Source organism: Noviherbaspirillum sp., assembly GCF_035254685.1.
Lineage (GTDB): Bacteria > Pseudomonadota > Gammaproteobacteria > Burkholderiales > Burkholderiaceae_D > Noviherbaspirillum.
Genome location: NZ_DATFAI010000041.1, coordinates 341788 through 360817 on the forward strand (window position 1 = coordinate 341788; position 19030 = coordinate 360817).

The 19030-nt window shown below is 62.9% G+C and carries 16 protein-coding genes; 9 read left to right on the forward strand and 7 right to left on the reverse strand.

All coding sequences use genetic code 11. The features are described from left to right. Positions 1–134: 134 nt before the first annotated feature. The 3 genes from VJ698_RS19165 (at position 135) to VJ698_RS19175 (ending at position 3104) form a co-directional block, all read left to right on the forward strand. Positions 135–800 carry a response regulator gene (locus VJ698_RS19165; RefSeq protein WP_324104402.1) on the forward strand — a complete coding sequence of 222 codons (666 nt, stop codon included), beginning with the start codon at positions 135–137 and terminating at the stop codon, positions 798–800. Further along, positions 797–2158, forward strand: coding sequence for an ATP-binding protein (locus tag VJ698_RS19170; RefSeq protein WP_324104403.1), 1362 nt, complete (start codon positions 797–799; stop codon positions 2156–2158). The genes VJ698_RS19165 and VJ698_RS19170 overlap by 4 nt, the downstream gene beginning before the upstream one ends. 187 nt (positions 2159–2345) lie before the next feature. Further along, positions 2346–3104 carry an L-asparaginase gene (locus VJ698_RS19175; protein WP_324104404.1) on the forward strand — a complete coding sequence of 253 codons (759 nt, stop codon included), beginning with the start codon at positions 2346–2348 and terminating at the stop codon, positions 3102–3104. On the opposite strand, the gene VJ698_RS19180 is transcribed toward VJ698_RS19175, so the two are convergent. The 3 genes from VJ698_RS19180 to VJ698_RS19190 form a co-directional block, all read right to left on the reverse strand. After that, positions 3061–3651 carry an MOSC domain-containing protein gene (locus VJ698_RS19180; protein ID WP_324104405.1) on the reverse strand — a complete coding sequence of 197 codons (591 nt, stop codon included), beginning with the start codon at positions 3649–3651 and terminating at the stop codon, positions 3061–3063. The two genes, VJ698_RS19175 and VJ698_RS19180, sit on opposite strands and share 44 nt — an antisense overlap. Continuing rightward, on the reverse strand, positions 3639–4811 hold the full coding sequence (locus VJ698_RS19185) for an MFS transporter (protein ID WP_324104406.1): 1173 nt from the start codon (positions 4809–4811) through the stop codon (positions 3639–3641). The genes VJ698_RS19180 and VJ698_RS19185 overlap by 13 nt, the downstream gene beginning before the upstream one ends. Before the next feature lie 74 nt (positions 4812–4885). Next, a complete protein-coding gene (locus tag VJ698_RS19190; RefSeq protein ID WP_324104407.1) occupies positions 4886–5872 on the reverse strand; it encodes a D-2-hydroxyacid dehydrogenase family protein in 987 nt (328 codons plus the stop codon). Positions 5873–6394: 522 nt separating this feature from the next. Between VJ698_RS19190 and VJ698_RS19195 the strand changes: the two genes are divergently transcribed. From VJ698_RS19195 to VJ698_RS19210, 4 genes are all read left to right on the forward strand, one after another. Then, on the forward strand, positions 6395–8251 hold the full coding sequence (locus VJ698_RS19195) for a phosphoenolpyruvate carboxykinase (GTP) (protein ID WP_324104408.1): 1857 nt from the start codon (positions 6395–6397) through the stop codon (positions 8249–8251). 425 nt (positions 8252–8676) lie between these two features. Then, on the forward strand, positions 8677–10863 hold the full coding sequence (locus VJ698_RS19200; RefSeq protein ID WP_324104409.1) for a DUF1631 family protein: 2187 nt from the start codon (positions 8677–8679) through the stop codon (positions 10861–10863). Between the two features lie 231 nt (positions 10864–11094). After that, positions 11095–12123, forward strand: a complete 1029-nt coding sequence (locus tag VJ698_RS19205; RefSeq protein WP_324104410.1) for a glycosyltransferase family 4 protein — start codon at positions 11095–11097, stop codon at positions 12121–12123. 113 nt (positions 12124–12236) lie between these two features. Beyond that, positions 12237–14405 carry an amylo-alpha-1,6-glucosidase gene (locus VJ698_RS19210; RefSeq protein WP_324104411.1) on the forward strand — a complete coding sequence of 723 codons (2169 nt, stop codon included), beginning with the start codon at positions 12237–12239 and terminating at the stop codon, positions 14403–14405. A 51-nt stretch (positions 14406–14456) separates the two neighbouring features. On the opposite strand, the gene VJ698_RS19215 is transcribed toward VJ698_RS19210, so the two are convergent. The 3 genes from VJ698_RS19215 to VJ698_RS19225 all read right to left on the reverse strand — a co-directional run bounded on the left by VJ698_RS19215 (position 14457) and on the right by VJ698_RS19225 (position 16081). Continuing rightward, positions 14457–14918 (reverse strand): hypothetical protein, encoded by a 462-nt coding sequence (locus VJ698_RS19215; RefSeq protein WP_324104412.1) that lies wholly within the window; start codon positions 14916–14918, stop codon positions 14457–14459. Between the two features lie 4 nt (positions 14919–14922). Then, positions 14923–15459: a flavin reductase family protein gene (locus VJ698_RS19220; RefSeq protein ID WP_324104413.1), complete on the reverse strand. Its 537-nt coding sequence runs from the start codon at positions 15457–15459 to the stop codon at positions 14923–14925. A 115-nt stretch (positions 15460–15574) separates the two neighbouring features. After that, positions 15575–16081: a hypothetical protein gene (locus tag VJ698_RS19225; protein ID WP_324104414.1), complete on the reverse strand. Its 507-nt coding sequence runs from the start codon at positions 16079–16081 to the stop codon at positions 15575–15577. Positions 16082–16266: 185 nt separating this feature from the next. Here VJ698_RS19225 and VJ698_RS19230 point away from each other — a divergent pair, with 185 nt between their 5' ends. After that, positions 16267–16467, forward strand: a complete 201-nt coding sequence (locus VJ698_RS19230; protein ID WP_324104415.1) for a hypothetical protein — start codon at positions 16267–16269, stop codon at positions 16465–16467. A gap of 85 nt (positions 16468–16552) precedes the next feature. Here VJ698_RS19230 and VJ698_RS19235 read toward each other — a convergent pair whose 3' ends face one another. Next, positions 16553–18427 (reverse strand): hypothetical protein, encoded by a 1875-nt coding sequence (locus tag VJ698_RS19235; RefSeq protein ID WP_324104416.1) that lies wholly within the window; start codon positions 18425–18427, stop codon positions 16553–16555. A 192-nt stretch (positions 18428–18619) separates the two neighbouring features. Here VJ698_RS19235 and VJ698_RS19240 point away from each other — a divergent pair, with 192 nt between their 5' ends. Then, positions 18620–19030, forward strand: a complete 411-nt coding sequence (locus tag VJ698_RS19240; protein ID WP_324104417.1) for a hypothetical protein — start codon at positions 18620–18622, stop codon at positions 19028–19030.

Below are 19030 nucleotides of genomic sequence, written 5' to 3' on the forward strand. Positions count from 1 at the left end.
GGGGCGATACTCAAGCTTGTGCGCCCCGCTTGATCTGGCTGCCGGACAATTCCTCCTGTCCGGTCGGGCTTAAGAACGCCTTAAGCGAGCGATGCGATAAGAAGTGCAATCCATGGGAAACAAGGAAGGACATCATGCGTCTTCTTCTGGTTGAAGACGATCCGCTGCTCGGCGACGGCATCGAGAGCGGATTGAAACAGTCGGGATTCACCGTCGACTGGGCCAAAGACGGCCACGCGGCGCAGCTGGCGCTCGACACCACCGAATACGAGCTGGTGGTGCTCGACATCGGCCTGCCGCGCGTCTCCGGGCTGGAACTGCTGCAGCGCCTGCGCAAGAAGGGCAGCGACCTGCCGGTGCTGCTCTTGACCGCGCGCGACACGGTGCGCGACCGCGTCACCGGCCTGGACGCCGGCGCCGACGATTACCTCGTCAAACCTTTCGACCTGAGCGAACTGGTCGCGCGCATCCGCGCCCTGCTGCGGCGCGCGCACGGGCGCAGCGCGTCGGTGATCCGCTACGCCGACATGGAACTGTCGCCGGACACCCTGTGCGTCACGCGCAACGGCGAGCAGATCGCGCTGTCGGCACGTGAATGCGCCATCCTCACCGACCTGCTGGAACATCGCGGCACGGCACTGTCGCGCGCGCGGCTGGAAGAGAGCCTGTACGGCTGGAACGAGGAAGTGGAAAGCAATGCCGTGGAAGTGCACATCCACAACCTGCGCAAGAAGCTCGGCAACGAGCTGATCAAGACCATCCGCGGTGTCGGCTACCTGATCCGGAAGGACTCGCCATGAAAGCATTCTCGATACGGCGCCGCCTCGTCGCGCTGCTGCTCGGCAGCCTGGTGGCGGTGTGGGCCGCCATGCTGGCGACCGGCTATGTCGAACTGCGCGAGGAAGTCGGCGAGCAGGCTGATGCACGCATGGAGCAGAGTGCGCGCACGCTGCTCCTGCTCGACCTCAAACGCCTGCATGCGCTGGTCGGCCTGGACGATGGCCATGAAGACGGTCATGAGAGCGAGCATCGCCTCGAACACAACGACAACCATGCGGAGTATGTCGACTTCCAGGTGTGGGGCAGCGACGGCGCTTTACTGCTGCATGCGCCGGGCGCGCCGGAAGCCCGCTACGACCCGGAGATTGGCCATGGCTGGGTCAGCGTGGGTGACCGCGAGTGGCGCACCTTCGCCTTGCGCGACCCGAAGCGGGGCTACCAGGTGCGGGTCTTCGAAACTGCGCGCACACGCAGCCACCTGGTCAACAAGCTCGCGTTCCGCATGGCGCAAATGTTGCTGCTGGCATTGCCTGTGCTCGCCCTGCTGGTCTGGCTCAGCATTCGCCGCGGGCTGGCGCCGCTGACGACCGTTTCGCACGCCATTGGTTCACGCAGCGCGCAGAACCTGGAACCGCTCAACCTTGCGAGCGTGCCGGACGAAGTGCAACCGCTGGTCGATGCATTGAACAAATTGCTTGAACGATTGTCCGAATCCATCGACAGGGAGCGCTCATTCACCGCCGATGCCGCCCATGAATTGAGAACGCCGCTGGCCGCGATCAAGGTACAGGCCGAGGTCGCACTGGCTGCCGAAGACGAAGAGCAACGACGTCACGCAATTCAGCAGGTCATCGCCGGTGTCCAACGCACCACGTACCTTGCGCAACAGTTGCTGCTGCTGGCGCGGCTCGACCATGTCGACGCGGAGCAATTGCAGCTGGTGGATCTCGGCCACCTTGCCGCTGGCAGCGCTGCGCGTTTCGCAAACGCCGCCGAAGACAAGGGCATTGAACTGGAGGTCGATGCGCAGGAGGCTTGCCATATGCGGAGCGATCCGTTCGCGCTCTCCATCCTGCTCGACAACCTGCTGGACAACGCGATCAAGTATGGCAGCGACGGCGGGCGCGCGGTGGTGAAGGTATGGAAGGAGCACGGGCAGATCATGTTGCGCGTGCAGGACGACGGCCCTGGCGTTCCGGCCGACGAGCGTTCGCGCCTGACCGATCGCTTTTTCCGCGTGACCGGCACCGGCGTTGCGGGCAGCGGGCTCGGCCTCTCCATCGTCGAGCGGATTGCCAAACGCTATCGCGGCGAGGTGCGCATCGGCGAAGGAATGGACGGAAAGGGCCTTGGCGTGACCGTCAGTTTTCCGGTTTGAAATGTCAATGTCAAACTGGAAATTTGAGGCAAAAAACAAGCCGCCGAATGACATGAATTAGGGATGCTTTGTCGGCGCGAATCGTTTACAGTGTTCTCGAAGGACGCATGCGGCGTTGCGAACCAACGCCGTATTTTTTGACTCTGTTGCACCGTTTTCTGTTTGATCGCTTTCACCGTATTTGCACATGAAACCCGTTGCACCCGGCACTGTCATCTTCCATCGCTTCCGCGGCTATGGCGTCATCACTTCGGTCAACCTGCTGACCGGGTGGGTGTCTGCGCGTTTTGGCGATGAAGTACGCAGCCTCGACCTGAATCTGTCGCACGATGATTTGCAGCACGCGGACGGCGAGCCGATCCGCTTCCGCCGTGACCCGCCCGACCGCATGCCGCATGCGCGCCTGATGGCGATGGTGCGCGAACTGCACCGCGCCGGCTATCAACGCCTGTACCTTTACAGCTGGCCGAAGGCCTCGGGGCTGCACTGGCGCTGGCATCTGTTCACCGGGAGCCGCAACTGGCTCGACCGCCCCTGGCGGGAAGGCTGGTACGGTTCTGGCGCGGATTACAACTTCAATCCGATCCTCGGCTGGGGCGACCAGCCCGGTGCGACCGCGCAGGAACTGGTGCGCTCGCTGGCGCAGTTCGACCCGCAGGGCTTGGCGCAGGCGCTGAGCCGCGACGAGGACCACACCCTCTGGTTCGACCAGATCTGCGAAGCCTTGCTGCCGAATTACGCCTTTACACTCGGGTGGGACCATCGCGACGGCCCGGTACCGGAACACCTGCCTGTCATTCCTGTGCGGCGTGGCGTTCCCGCCTATGCCGGCCCGCCGCTGCCGTGGCCGCCCGGATGGGCGCGCATGTGGACGGGCGGCAGCGCGCTGGTGCGCACGAGCTTCAGAACAGATCGCGCTGACGCCCAATCCGGCGTCGTTCGTTGACCTGCGCAATGGCTGTCTCGCGCGGGCCGGCGATCAGCGTTACCGCATCGCCGGCCTGTATCTCTCCGGTCTCGATCACGCGCAGGTAAAACCCGCTGCAGCCGGCCTGCACCATCATCTTCGCCGCATGGGAAAAGCCCATGCGCGCGTTGAACTTGTAGCATGGCTGGCGCGGCTCGGTGACCTGCAGCAGCGCCGTGCCGATGCGCAGGCGATCCCCCATCCATACATCCGCTTCCAGCAGGCCCTGCAGCGTCAGGTTCTCGCCCATCGCGCCATGCGGCAAGGGTTCTTCACGCTTCAATGCGGCGAAGCGCTGCGCGATCCAGAATGCATAGTGTTCGACCGGATAGGCATACACCGCCTTGTGCAGTCCGCCGTGCACCGTGAGGTCGGCCTGCTCGTCGCCGACGAAGCCGAGTCTGTTCACCTGTTGCGGGCCTTGCACCGCCTGCTTTTGGATGCCGCTCATGATGCGGCGCACGTGTTCCGACTGCTGCACGAACAGCGGAGCGGCTTGCGCGATATTGACGCTCAGCACTTGCATGCGATCTGTTCCAGTCGCTGTCGCCTCGACAGGTTGGCGGCGAACAGCGACACCGCGATGGCTGCCGCCATCGGCAAGGCACCGAAGAAGGACAGGTTGGCCGTGCCGTCGCTGCTGATGATCAGGCCGCCGATGAAGGCACCTGCCGCCTGGCCGAGATAGATCGCGGAGGAATTCATCGATACCGATGCCGAGGCGAGCTGCGGCGCCATGGATACCAGGCGCGCCTGCTGCGCGCTGTTGACCGAGAAGCATCCCAGCCCCCAGACCAGGATCAGCAGGATAGTGACGGGCAGCGAGCCGCGCGTGAGCGGCCACAGGAGGATGGCGGCCAGCATGCAGCCCATCGCGGCGACGCCGACGCGCACCGGGCCGATGCGGTCCATGAAGCGCGCGCCGAGCACGTTGCCGATCACGCCGGTGGCGCCGAAGCAGAGGAACAGCAGGCTGATGGTGGTGGCATTGGCGCCGATGAAATCCTTGAGCAGGAGGGCCATGTAGGAAAACACCGTGAACATGCCGAGTGCCTGGATGGCCGTCACGGAAATGGCGAGCAGCAGGGGCGTATTGCCGAACAGCGCCTTCCATGCGGCGCGGTCCATGGGTGCGATGAACAGCTTCGGCGGAATCTGCATCCACACGCCGACGGCGAACAGCGCGGCCAGGAGGGCGACCAGGCCGAGCGTCGGACGCCAGCCGATATGTGCGCCGAGGTAAGCACCCAGCGGCGTGCCGACCACAGCCGCGATCGACCAGCCGAGGAAGACCAGGCTGATCGCCTTGCCGCGCGTCTCCGGCGGCACCATCAGTCCCGCCGTCGCCGCGGCCTGTGCAGTGAAAATTGCCGCGCCAATGGCGGTAACCATGCGCGCGACGAGCAGCATGTCGTAATTCGGCGCGAGGGCGGCAAGCATGTGCATCACCGAATACAGCAGCAGCGAGGCGACCAGCAGCTTGCGGCGATCGATCGCGCTGGTCCAGCTTGCCAGGAAGGGACCGGTGATGCAGATCGTCATGGCGAATGCGGAAATCAGCCAACCGACTTTCGCGGGCGCAATGGCAAGGTCGGCGCTCAATTCATTGAGCATGCCCGGCACGATCATCACGCCGGTGCCGATGGCAAAGTTGCCGAGGGTCAGTGACCAGAGTCTGGTTTGCATGGGGGCTCCGAAACAGGAGGCTCCAGTGTAGCGAAATGCGAACGACCGTGCCGGAAGCGGTTCTGCGAGGCGCGTCAGCCCAGCGCTTCGGGATTCAACACATGCTTCGGCGTGCCGTTGGCGAAGTCGACGATGTTCTGGAACGCGGCGCGGAAATACAGCTCGTAGCTGTCCTTTTCCACGTAGCCGAGATGCGGCGTGGCGAGCACCGTGGGAATGCGCAGCAGCGGCGCATCGGCCGGCAGCGGCTCGCTTTCGAATACATCGAGCGCTGCGAAACTGGGCCGGCCGTGCCGCAGCGCGTCTTCCAGCGCGCCGGCTGTCACGAGTTCGGCGCGGCTGGTGTTGACGAACAGGGCGTCGGGCTTCATGCGCGCCAGGTCGCCGGCGGTGACGAGGTTGCGCGTGGCGTCGGACAGGCGCAGGTGCAGCGTGAGGACGTCTGCCTCTTCAAAGAAGCGTTCCCTGGACGGCGCCGCCTCGAAGCCCTGACCGGCCGCCGCTGCCCGGCTTGCCTCGCTGCCCCACACCAGCACGCGCATGCCGAAAGCCTTGCCATAGCCGGCAACCAGGCGGCCGATCCGGCCATAGCCCCAGATGGCGAGGGTGCGCCCCTTCAGCACGCGGCCCAGCGTGTTCAGTTCCGGATTGACCGACGCCGTCTGCCACAGTCCGTCGCGCAAGTTGGCGGCGTATTGCGGGATCTTGCGTGACGCGGCCATGATGAGCGCCCAGGTCAGCTCGGCCGGGGCGGTCGGGTCGCCCACACCTTCCACGATGGCGATGCCGCGTTGCGTGGCCGCAGCGACATTGATGTGGCCGCTGACCTTGCCGGTCTGGGAAATCAGTTTCAGACGGGGCAGCCTGTTGAGGAGGGCGGCGGGCAGGCGGGTGCGTTCGCGGATCAGGACGAGCGCCTCGAATTCCGCCAGGCGGACCGCGAGCTGGCCTGTCCCCCTGGCACTATTGTTGAAAACGCGGACTTCGTGGCCGTCGAGCAAGGAAAAACACGCGAGGTGCCGTACGCAATCCTGATAGTCGTCAAGAATCGCAACTTTCATACGAATTTTTCAATCAATGTCAGAACATGTCCGCGGTTCGTTCGGGAGTGCGAAGGGGCCGCAGGCGTCGCATGCCGGTGTTGCCGGACGCCGCCGAGGCGGCATTGCTGCAGCACGATTACGCCGCGTCCCGGCCCTTTGGCCTGCGGCGCCTGCGACCCGTTCGCACTCCCAATCCCAATGTTGGCACGCCCTCATTACGTAAAAAAACGACGATTAACTGGAGGCAGCAAAATGACCTACTACATTTCTCAACAATTATTACTACATTTTCTTCAGAATCATTGAGTTACCTACATCTGCCGTGTAAAATCGGCGGCTCATTTTCTGCAAATTTCGTAGGATTTGCGAACCCATCGGCCCGAGCATCATTCCATTTTTCGGGTAGCGCGGTTACTACAAGACCGCCGTCGACAAGACCGCCGTACCGCTAGCCCCAAAGGAACTAGCCGAGCCAAAAGCTGACGACGATCCTGCCGTGAAGGACACGACTGAACTCTTTATTGGCACTGGAGGTAGTTTATGAATCAGCCCGTTATGGGAGGTATCGCACCGTTGAATGCGCCATCTTACGTCAAACAGCGCAAGCTGATCAGCTGGGTTGCAGAAATCGCCGCCCTGACCAAGCCGGACCGGATCCATTGGTGTGACGGCTCGCAGGAAGAATACGATCGCCTCTGCGCGGAGATGGTCGCTGCCGGCACCATGAAAAAGCTGAACGAGGCCAAGCGCCCGAACAGCTACCTCGCGTGCTCCGACCCGTCCGACGTGGCGCGCGTCGAGGACCGCACCTTCATCTGCTCGGCCAAACAGGAAGATGCCGGCCCGACCAACAACTGGGTCGCCCCGGCCGAGATGCGCATCACCCTCAACGGGCTGTTCGACGGCTGCATGCGCGGGCGCACCATGTATGTCGTCCCGTTCTCCATGGGCCCGCTCGGCTCGCCGATCGCCCATATCGGCGTCGAGCTCTCCGATTCCCCCTATGTCGTGGTCAACATGCGCATCATGACGCGCATGGGCAAGGCCGTGTACGACGTGCTGGGCGCACATGGCGAGTTCGTGCCTTGCGTGCACTCGGTCGGCAAGCCGCTGCTGGCGGACGAGAAGGACGTTGCATGGCCGTGCAACCAGACCAAGTACATCGTGCACTACCCCGAAACCCGCGAGATCTGGTCCTTCGGTTCCGGGTACGGCGGCAACGCGCTGCTGGGCAAGAAGTGCTTTGCGCTGCGCATCGCTTCCAACATGGGCCGCGACCAGGGCTGGTTGGCCGAACACATGCTGATTCTCGGCGTCGAATCGCCGGAAGGAAAGAAGCATTACGTCGCGGCAGCCTTCCCGTCCGCCTGCGGCAAGACCAATTTCTCGATGATGATCCCGCCGGCGGCTTTCAAGGGCTGGAAGGTCACGACCATCGGCGACGATATCGCCTGGATCAAGCCGGGCGAGGATGGCCGCCTGTATGCGATCAATCCGGAAGCCGGTTACTTTGGCGTCGCACCGGGCACCAACACCACGACCAACTACAACTGCATGGCGTCGCTGCACGCGAACACCATCTTCACCAACGTCGCGCAGACCGATGACGGCGATGTGTGGTGGGAAGGCATGACCAAGGAACCGCCGGCGCACGCGATCGACTGGCAGGGCAAGGACTGGACGCCGGAAATCGCGAAGGAAACCGGCCGCAAGGCGGCGCACCCGAACGCGCGCTTCACCGTCGCCGCGACCCAGAACCCCGTGATCGACCCGGCCTGGGACGATCCGGACGGTGTGCCGATCTCGGCCTTCATCTTCGGCGGCCGCCGCTCGACGACCGTGCCGCTGGTGACCGAAGCCCGCAACTGGGTGGAAGGCGTCTACATGGCCGCGACCATGGGTTCCGAAACGACCGCTGCGGCCGCCGGCCAGCAGGGCGTGGTGCGGCGCGATCCGTTCGCGATGCTGCCGTTCACCGGCTACAACATGAGCGACTACTTCCAGCACTGGCTCAACATGGGCAAGAAGATCGCCGCCTCACCGGCGGAGCTGCCGAAGATCTACTGCGTGAACTGGTTCCGCACGGATGAAAACGGCAAGTTCGTGTGGCCTGGCTTCGGCGACAACATGCGCGTGCTGAAATGGATGCTCGACCGCATGGCAGGCAGCGCAGGCGGCCACGACAACATCTTCGGCGTCACACCGCGTTACGACGACCTGACCTGGGACGGCATCGAGTTCACGCAGGAGCAGTTCAACACGATCACCTCGATCGACAAAGCGGCATGGGAAGCAGAACTGAAGCTGCATGCCGAACTGTTCGACAAGCTGAAGCACCGCCTGCCGAAGGAACTGGAAACGGCCAAGGCGCAACTGGAAAAGCGCCTGGCAAGCTGAGCCTGAAACGATTTTTACCGCATCAGACAGCGCGGCAGGGCAACCTGCCGCGCTGTTTTTTTTATCCTGCTTGCGCGAGCGAATGCGTCGGAGATTTTCTTCACTGACACTTCCCATATCTATTTCTCAACCGGCGCAGCGGATCGCAGCCGACAAGTTGCCTGGCCAAAGCGCTATCCGGGTGCCAGTTTCACGCCTTACTATTACGATAACTAAATGCAATAAAAAATTGCGATCTTGTTATCATAGTAACGATTCATTACAAAATAAATCTTGCCGTACGGCAATATTGTGGGAGAATACGATCACAGTCGCGCATTATTACGGTAATTTCCCTTCACGAAATTTTTCAGGCCTGCATCGTGTTGCGGAAAGACCAGGACCAACGCGATCCGCTTTTTAATCTACATTCAGTCTGCAAGGAAATGGCTTCCCCCACGTCCGGAGACGCGCAGCATTCCGTTCCCGCCACCACGCGGGCCGAGATTCTGCAGGAGCTTGTCGAAATCGGCTCAACTGTCGCGAATGCGCAGATTGAGGGATTTACCAGGCGCCTGTCGGATGCCTTGTTGCGCGTGTCGCAGGCGTGCGTCGACGCAAATGAAGCCAGGCTGCACCGCGATGCCGCCAATCTGCTGCGGCAGAACCGCTATCCGTTCTTCTATGTACTCTCCTCGCGCCTGACCGCCGCGCTGGAGCGCGAGGCAAGCGCCCTCGACAACCCGGGCGCAAAAGCGGCCACGCCGGCCCAGAGCCGGGTCAGCTTGCCGCCCGATGTGGAGATCGACAAGAAGCTCTGCCTGATCAAGGCCAGCCGTTCGATTGAAAGCGAGCATGCCGATCGCCTGAGCGCGCTGAATGTCCGCCTGGCGCGCCTGCTCGGCATGGAACAACTGACGAATGCGCACAATCCGTTCCGCCCCCATGTCTTCGTGTCGGTGATCCATGATGCGTGGTGCGAATTCAATCCGGATTCCGGATCGCACCATCTGGTATTCCCGCTGCTGCAGCCGAAGCTGTCGTTCGACATGGCGCCGATCCTGCATGCGCTGAATGCAGCCCTGATCAAGCGCGGCATCGTTCCGACGCTGGCCGAGCCGCAACTGGCCGAGACCACCCAGACTCTGCACCCGGCAACCGAGCAGGAAGCCCCTGCCGAAGAAGAGGACGCGCTCACGCAGCAGTTGCGCCGCCTGTTCCCGCCGGAGGAACCGGTTGCTGTGCCCAAGGCCCCCAGCCGCCCGCTGGACGGCGCATTTCCGACGCTGTTCGAAGAAAATGCAGTGCATGCCGCGGCCGCACGCAACGAACTGCTTGACTATCTGAGCAGCCTGCAGCAGGCCGATTCCGATATGCGCACAGCGCTCGCCGGGATGGAGTCGCCGAAATGCACGTCGCTGGCCGAGATGCAGCGCCGCATGCCGCACGGACTGTTGTCGCCGACGGACGAACACACTTTCGAGCTGGTCGGCAAGGTGTTCGATGCCTTGTTCGAGAACAGGAACATTCCCGACCGGATGAAGGAGCTGATCGGTTCGCTCCAGCTGCCGGCCGTGAAGGCCGCGCTGATCAACAAGGATTTCTTCTTCAAGGAGTCGTTCCCGGCGCGTCGCAGCATCGAACTGCTGGCGCGGATCAGCGTCGGCTGGGATCCGGAGAAGGGCGTGAACGATCCGCACTACCTGCTGGTCCAGCGCAGCGTGCAGCGCATCCTTCAGGAATCCGACCATCGCATTTCCGTGTTCGCCGACGTGGCCGCCAGCCTCGATGCCTTCATCAAGCGCGATGAGACCGCTGCCGCGCAGACCCTGTCGGCCACGATCTCGAGTGCGCTGCAGCAAGAGAAGCTGCACGAAGCGACCAGGGCGGCGAAGCATGAGGTGGCGCTGCGCATCGGCACCGGCGAAGTCGTGGCCTTCGTGGAGACCTTCCTGGAAGACAAATGGGTGCCCGTGCTGACGCTGGCCTATACGGTGAAGGATGAAAAGCCGGAAGCGGTCGAGAGCGCGATCAAGACCATGGACGACCTGTGCTGGAGCGTCAAGCCGAAGATCACGATGGCCGAGCGCAAGGATCTGCTGGCCAGGCTGCCGTCAATGCTGACGATGCTGAACAAATGGCTCGACCTCATCAAGTGGAACGATGAGGAGCGCACCCGCTTCTTCGCCGAACTCGCACGCTGCCATGCGTCGATCGTGCGCGCGCCGCTGGAACTCTCTCCCGAGCGCCAGATGCAGATCGCGCTGCAGGTCGCCAAGCGGGCAGCCGAACGCCGCCTGATGCGCCAGGCGAGGCAGAAGCCGGAGCCTGTGCCGGACGCATTCGACGAACAGGTTGCCACGCTGGAACGCGGCACCTGGGTCGAGTTCAAGCGGCTGAACGGCGCGGCGATCAAGGTCAAGCTGGCCTGGACCAGCCCGCTGCGCAACCTCTATATCTTCTCCACGCGCGACCGGCATGAAGCCATGTCGATGCCGGCCGAAGAACTCGCGCAGCACTTGCGCTCCGGGCGCGCGCAGGTGTTGTCGGTCGCGGGCTTCGTCAGCCGCGCCCTGGCGACCGCGCTCGGTGTGAACGACACCGGGAACGACAGCGCCCGGCCTGCTGCCTAAGACTTCCTCCGTCACCTCCTCCTTCGCGTGCGTTCGCACGCCTTGCCTCGCCCATTGCCGCAGGTGTTGCACCGCTGCGCCCGCGTAGCCGATTTCCTGTCCTTGGTTTCAATCAGGCACGTCAAAAATGTCGGGCACAAATCGGCTGGAACGTTGTCACATTTCGTAGCAATCTCATCAACGCCATTCCAACCACATAATGGGCTCCCTGCCCCGGAGTCCGACTGGAGCATGAAGATAGCCCAAGTATCCCCGATTTTCGAGAGCGTCCCGCCGAAAGCCTATGGCGGCACCGAACGTGTAATTTCCTATCTGACGGAGGAGCTGGTCAAGCAAGGACATGAAGTCACCCTATTCGCCTCCGGCGACTCGGTAACCGCCGCAAGGCTGGTCTCGCCGATCGCCCAAAGCCTGCGCCCCGACCCGGCACGCCCAAGCTGGCTGTCCTATCACACGATCCAGATGGACCTCGTCGCCAACATGGCCGACAGCTTCGATGTCATCCATTTCCACACCGATTACCTGCACTTTCCTCTTGCAAGGCAACTCGGTGTCCCGCATGTCACCACCATGCACGGACGGCTCGACCTGGCGGACCTGCAACCGCTGTTCCGGCACTTTCATGACGTGCCGCTGGTTTCGATCTCGGACAACCAGCGCACGCCCTTGCCGGACGCCAACTGGCAGGACACGGTCTATCACGGCCTGCCGCCCGACCTGTATTCGTTTCAGGAAAAACCGGGCGACTATTTCGCCTTCATCGGTCGCATCTCCCACGAAAAACGGGTTGACCGCGCGATCGATATCGCCAAACAGTGCGGCGTGCCGATCTATATCGGCGCCAAGATCGACAAGGCCGACGAGCCGTACTTCAACGAGTGCATCAAGCCCTTGCTGCGGCATCCGCTGGTGCAGTTCGTCGGCGAGGTCAACCAGCATGAAAAGCGTGAACTGCTGGAGCACGCGCGGGCGCTGCTGTTTCCGATCGACTGGCCCGAACCATTCGGGCTGGTCATGATCGAAGCTTTCTCCTGCGGCACGCCGGTGATTGCCTATCGGCACGGCTCGGTGCCGGAGATCATGGAAGACGGAGTGACTGGCTTCGTGGTGACGAATCAGGACGAGGCCGTGCGCGCGGCGAAAGACATCGATACGGTCGACAGGAAAGGCTGCCGCGCAGTCTTCGACCGCCGTTTCACCGCTGCGCACATGGCGGAGCATTACCTGCGCGTCTACCAGCAGTTGCCGCGTCATCCATAGGCGACGTCCGGCGCGGCGCGATCCGGAGGAACGCCGGCAGGCTGCCGGCGCCGGCCGTCACCGTATCTGCAGGAAGAAAACCAGGCACATCACGCAAGCGAACGGGAGACGCAATGGTTGAAAAGATCCAACTCGGCGAGCAATGGTACATCCTCGCCACCTCTTCGCCGGCCGACGAGCGCCGGCGCGTCCTCAAGCATAACGAAACCTTCGCCATGTTCGACCGCTTCGGCGACGTACAGCCGATGGGGCTGGGCGAAGAGGGCATCTACGACGGTGACACCTGCTTCCTCTCGCAGCAGGAGCTGCTGATTGAAGGCGTGCGGCCGATGCACCTGAACTCGACGGTGCGCGACGACAACGGCCTGTTCATCGTCGAGCTGATGAACCCCGACCTTTATCCACCGGGGAAGGACCACATACCGAAGGGCGAGCTGCACATCTTCCGCGCCAAGCTGCTGCTCGACGGCAGCTGCTACGAGCATGTGCGCATCGTCAATTTCGGATTGACGCCGATCCGCGCGAAAGTCTCGATGGAATTCGGCGCCGACTTCAAGGACATCTTCGAAGTGCGCGGCTTCAAGCGCGAGCGGCGCGGCACTTACCTGCCGCCGCAGATCAGCGACCGCGAACTGGTGCTCGGCTACCGCGGGCTGGACGACGTGGTGCGCCGGACGCGCATCGACTTCGACCCGGTACCGCAGAAGCTGACCGAGCGGCAGGCCGATTACGAAGTCGCGCTCGAACCCAAGGGTGAGGTGCATCTGTATGCCACGGTGACCTGCGAGCGCAACGAAGAGAAGCGGCCGCCGCCAAGCGACTATTTCACCGCATTCACGCAGGTCAACCGCACGGTCAGCTGCTCACTGCAGAACCGCTGCAAGGTCACCACCTCCGACCCGCTGTTCAACAATTGGCTGGACCGCTCGACCGCCGACCTGGTCATGCTGACCACCAACCTGAAGCAGGGCGACTATCCCTACGCCGGCCTGCCCTGGTATTCGACCACTTTCGGCCGCGACGGCATCCTTACTGCGCGCGAATACCTGTGGATCGACCCTTGCTTGGCGCGCGGCGTGCTCGCGTTCCTTGCCGCCACGCAGGCAGATGATTTCGATCCCGAGCGCGATGCCGAGCCCGGCAAGATCCTGCACGAGGCGCGCAACGGCGAACTGGCCGCGCTGAATGAAATCCCCTTCGGCCGCTACTACGGCACCGTCGATGCGACGCCGCTGTTCGTCGGACTGGCTGGCGCTTATTACGAACGCACCGGCGACCTCGAATTCATCCGCAGCATCTGGGACAACATCACGCGCGCGCTGACCTGGATCGACGAATATGGCGATCGCGACGGCGACGGCTTCGTCGAATATGCGCGCTACAGCGAAACCGGCCTGGCGCAACAGGGCTGGAAGGACTCGCAGGATTCGGTGTTCCACGCCGACGGCCGCCTGGCGGATGCGCCGATCGCGCTGTGCGAAGTGCAGGGTTATGTGTACGAAGCAAAGCTGCGTGCGGCCGATCTGGCGCGCCTGCTTGGCGACGCGCCGCTGGCAAAGCGGCTGCACAATGACGCCATGCTGCTGAGGAAGAATTTCAACGAAGCCTTCTGGTGCGAACGCATCGGCATGTACGCTCTCGCACTCGACGGCGAGAAGCGGCAATGCGAAGTGGGCTCGTCCAATGCCGGGCACACCTTGTGGAGCGGCATCGCCACACCAGAATACGCGGCACGCATTGCCGATCGCTTGCTGGACGAAGACTTCTTCTGCGGCTGGGGCATCCGCACCATTCCGATGAAAGCATCGCGCTACAACCCGATGGCCTACCACAACGGCTCGGTCTGGCCGCATGACAATGCCATCATCGCGGACGGCATGGCGCGCTACGGCTTCACGGCGAAGGCGATGGCGGTCTTCGCCGGCCTGCGCTCGGCCAGCCTGTACATGGACCAGCATCGCATGCCGGAACTGTTCTGCGGCTTCGAACGCCGGCCGGATGAAGGCCCCACTCTGTATCCGGTGGCCTGCTCACCGCAGGCATGGGCGGCGGCGAGCGTGTTCTCGCTGCTGCAGGCCTGCCTCGGCTTGTCCTTCGACCCGGGCAAGCCCGAGATCCGCTTCCGTCATCCGCAACTGCCGCCCTTCCTGGAGACGGTCGAGATCCACGACCTATCGATCAACGGCGCCACGGTCGATCTGCTGTTGCAGCGCTATCCGAACAACGTGGGCGTGAACGTGATCCGCAAGGAAGGGAATGTCGAGGTGGTGGCAGTGGCTTAGCAGGCTGTGCACCCGGGAGCCGGCACTTTCCGCTGCCTCAATTCTGCTCTTTCATTTCTGCTCCCTCATCTCGCGCAACAGCGGCGCCGCCTCTTCCTCGGTAATCTCCCGCAGGATCAAAGGGGCGCCGGCGGCAGGCCCGGCCCATGAGCGTTCCGGGCGGTAGGCAACAAGCACATAGTAGCGATGGCCGGCGACGGCATTGATCGTCACTTCCTGGTTCCACAAGGGCGGAAACGGTTTCAGCACATGCAGGCCCGGAGCGATCCCGATCTTCGCCCAGCTTTGCCGCGGCAGGCTTGCCAGCGTCTTGCCATCGTCGTTGATGGCCTGGTTGCCGGGGATGAGAGTGCGGCCGCTATCGTTGAACACATACAGCTCCGCCATCTCGGCAAGCGTTCCCGCCGACGATGCGGTTGCCGCTTCCTGCGAACGCGCGCAGGAGGGAAAGAACATGACGATGGCCAGCGCGGCGAAGGCAGCAAGCAGGAAGTGAAGACGGGTCCCCTTCATCGGCCTACCTCATGCGCGAACGCAGCCTGATCGTTTCGCCGGCCACCATGAAGCTGCCGTATCCGCGATGATGCAGCGTACGCGGATCTTTCACGGCGCGGTCCACCCATGCCTGCAGGACTTCGAGGACGAAGAAGCCGTATTCCGGGACCATGCGCGTGTCGGCCACGCGGCACTCGAGGCATGCGTAGCATTCATCGATCAGAGGTGCGTCGACGAAGCGGGCTGGAAGCGGCGTCAGACCGAAGCGCTTGAATTTGTCGGCCTTTGCGCCGGTCGTGTTGCCCACGCTGACGACCTTCTTCGCGAGTTCGACCGTCGGGATGTTGATGACGCATTCTTTCGACGCCACCAGGAGATCGTAGGAATAATTCCGGTTGCTGATGACGCAGCCAATCAGCGGCGGCTCGAATTCGAGCATCGTCTTCCATGACAGCGTCATCACGTTCGGCTGGCCGTCCTGCGCGGTCGTCAGCAGGACGACCGGGCCGGGTTCGATCAGTGCGTAGACCTTGGCGAGAGGAAAAGGCTTCTTGAACATGGGCAGCCTCCTGGCGAGAACGCATGCGTTCATGCGTCCTAGTATAGGACGCGTGGAAAACCTGCTTCTTGAGCAGGATCGCCTTATGGCAATCGCGCGAACTTTGGGCCTGCCCTTACTCCAGCTTGCGGTCCTCCTGCTTCGCCTGCTTCATCGCCTCCGGCTCCAGCTCTTCCGCATAAACGTTGAACCGGATGAACACGCCCCAGCCAGCCAGCAGCACGCCGACGGCAATCAGGATGCCGGTTGCATGGGGCAGCATGGCCAGGTTTTCGCGCACAGACTTGAAGGTGGCGACCAGCCCCTCGATCGCCATGGCGACGACAATCACGACCAGGAAGCGCGACAGGAAGCGGCGCACGCGGGTCGGGGCGCTGACATGGGCTTCGCGGATCACTTCCTCTTCACCGATGGTCTGCGCGATCTGCAACGCCGCGACAGCCACCGTGACAAGGCCGATCGCCTCGATCACGCCCTGCGCGCCGTTGACGTTGAGGCCCTCGGCAAGCAGTGCGTGCAGCCCCGTGACCGCAGCGATCGCCAGCAGTACCAGCGCCGCGCCGACGAAGGCGACGGTGGCCAGAAAATGAATGACGGCAGACAAGCGTATCAGCGTTTTCATGGGTGCCTCATGAAGCGTGTGCAGCGTGTGGGGCGTGCGCCGCATGCATTTTCGGCAAGCGGAAATGCGGGCATCGCCTGCCGCACGGAAATTTCTTGATCTGGGAGAAGCGTCCGCAGCAAAAGCGTTTGCCTAATCCACGGGCACGGATAACATCATTGTTAACGACATTCCAGGAGGCGTCCATGAACATTATGGTCAAACCTCGTCCCGAGGTTCTCGCTGATTTCAGTATGTTTTGCACGGTGCTCGACGAGAAGTCCGAGCGGCATCCCTACGACATCGACAACCTGCTTGCCGCAGGGCTCGTGGAAGCGGTTCCCGGGCGGTCGATCTATCGCCTGACCGCGACGGGCGAAGCACTGCGCGCGGCACGCGAAGAGTAGGCGCGCGAGCCGCACCCGCATGGCCGGCCATGCCGGCCATCGGGAGTCGTTTTTCTTCGCACCGCAGCGCCCGCACGCACGGACGCTACTGCTTGCGCGCGATGAAGCCGCCGACCACGGCGGCCTTGGTCGCGCCGTTCGACAGCGAGAAGCTGCCGCCGATTTCGGCGGGGCCGGCGCCGCTGTTTCCTGTCGTGACCACCGGGCCGAAGAAGCGTCCGCCGAGACCGCCGCTCAATGACGCATTGCTGATCGTCCCCGTCAGGTAATTGGCGACATTGCTTCCGGTCGCCCCCATCATCGTTGTGCCGCTCAACGCGACCGGCACTTCCGCCCATGCCGCGTCCCAGGTGTGGGTGTTCTGGATCGAAATGCTTACCGTGCGCGTGGCAAAGTCGACGGCGACCAGCGCGGAGCCGCGGAAGAAGGCCGCCTCCTGCGTGCCGTTTGGCGTGTACCAGCCATAGACGATGCCGGTGTAGCCGGCCGAACCGGAAGCGGGCACGTTCGCCGGATCCGTCACCTGCCCGAACGCGACCATGCCGGTGCGCGCCTGGTTATGCTCGTCCGTGCCTGCGCCGCCGGTCCACTCGACGATGCGTACCGTGTCCTGCGTGAACCAGGCGCCGAGGGTGGCGTAGCGATAGCTCCAGTTGGTGAGCTGGCGATAGCCTTTCGATCCAGGGAAGGGCACGCCGAAGCCACTCCCGCCGGGCAGGATGGTCGGATTGCCATTCGCATCCGGCAGCCCGTTCCCCGCATGCACGTCGCCGTCTTCATGCAGGCGGCTGATATCGGCGATGTTCGGCTCGATGCCGCCGTTCTGCCAGTCGCCCGCCTGGTTCTTCAGGCCCTTGGTTTCGACGAGGGGGCAGGGCACCATCTCCGGCGGGCAGCGCGAAGGCTCGCTGCGCGGGAAGTAGCTGTTGTTGGCATAGTTGGCTTGCGTACCGGCGACGCCCTTGCCCGCAACGTCATAGAAGGCCAGGTCGGAACTCGGCGGCAGCGTGACGGCACTGATCGCTCCGGAGGCATCGACCTGCATGTGTCCTTGCGTGGCGCGGAAGGTTTCGATGATGGGCGGTCGCTCGACTTTGCCGTCCCAGGAAATGCCGAGTTTCGACAGCAGCATCACCGGATTGGAGACGACGCCGTCGCTCGACTTGAGGGCGCGGATCTCAGCCAGGCCGCCCGATGCCGGTACCAGCCCATAGGCAGCCGTTGCATTCGCGATCGGCACGGCGAGGTCGTTGGTCGATTTGCCGTAAGCCTGCACGCCGGCGCTCGTCAGCGTGATGCCGTTTTCAATGCGGATGATGGACCTGCCGCTGCATTGCGTGTTCGCGCCTTCGATGCACGACATCGTCATCGGCGTGCCGTCGGGGACGGGCGCGGGCTGCCCGGTCACCGGCGTGGGAGAGGTGGAGGCATATTCGCAGATCTTGTCTGCGCCGGGCAGCGGATCGCCGAACACGTCGTTGTTGCAACCGATCGCGTTCGTTGCCGTGCGCGTGGCCCAGGTACCGTTCAGGCCATAACGCACCTGCGTGGTGCCGGGGAAGGTGCAGGTCTGGTTTTCGTTCGCGCACTTCGTCCAGGTCGTGTCCGAGGGAGGCGGAGGCGGCGGCGGCTCGGTGGTGACCGTGAGGAATTCGCAGATCTTGTCGGCACCGGGCAGCGGATCGCCGAACACGCTGTTGTCGCAGCCGATCGCATTCGTTGCCGTGCGCGTGGCCCAGGTACCGTTCAGGCCATAACGTACCTGCGTCGTGCCGGAGAAGGAGCAGGTCTGGTTTTCATTCGCGCATTTGGTCCAGGTTTCGGTCGTGCTTGCAGCGAGCAGCGTCGACGAGGATGTGGATTGCCGCGCGGTCGATTGCGGATCCGCACCGCCGCAGCCGCTCAGCGCGATGACAAGCAGCATGGCCAACGCCAGCGCGCCGCCTCCCGATTTGATCATTCTTGTTCTCCCCATTGACATACTTGATGCAGTGTACGAATTGAGGGAATGCACAAGCTTGAGTGGCGTCAATGGCGCGGCGCTTAGAAAACAGAATACACTCCTGTTCTTTTTTTCGGATGCAACAAAACCGCATCCAGCCATGGAACTGATGGCAATTTTCCGCACCTAATGATTCCCCCCAGGAATAACATGCAAAACAGAAAGGAAACCATGGCACTGTCCATTGACGACAAGGGCATCACGCCGGACGACCTGCTCGCGCTTGTCGACAAGGCAACGCAGGCGATCGAACATCTGCAGCAGGAAAACGCGCGACTGCTGCGGCAGGCGAATGAGTACCGGCTGGCAAGCGAAGCCGCTGCATTCACGCTGGCAGAAAAACAGAAACGCATCGAAGCGCTGGAGCAGGCGGAAGCCGCCACACAGAAGGATGCCCGCTGGTACCGCTGGTTTCGCGCAAAGTACGCCGACTCGACCTTTTTTGCCTACATCGAACGCGAATTCCTGCTGTCGATGCATGCCTCCAATGAAAAGGAAACGCCGGTCGGCCCGGTGATACTTGGGACTGTCTCCGGGACTGCTCAGGGCGTGGGGAGTTAG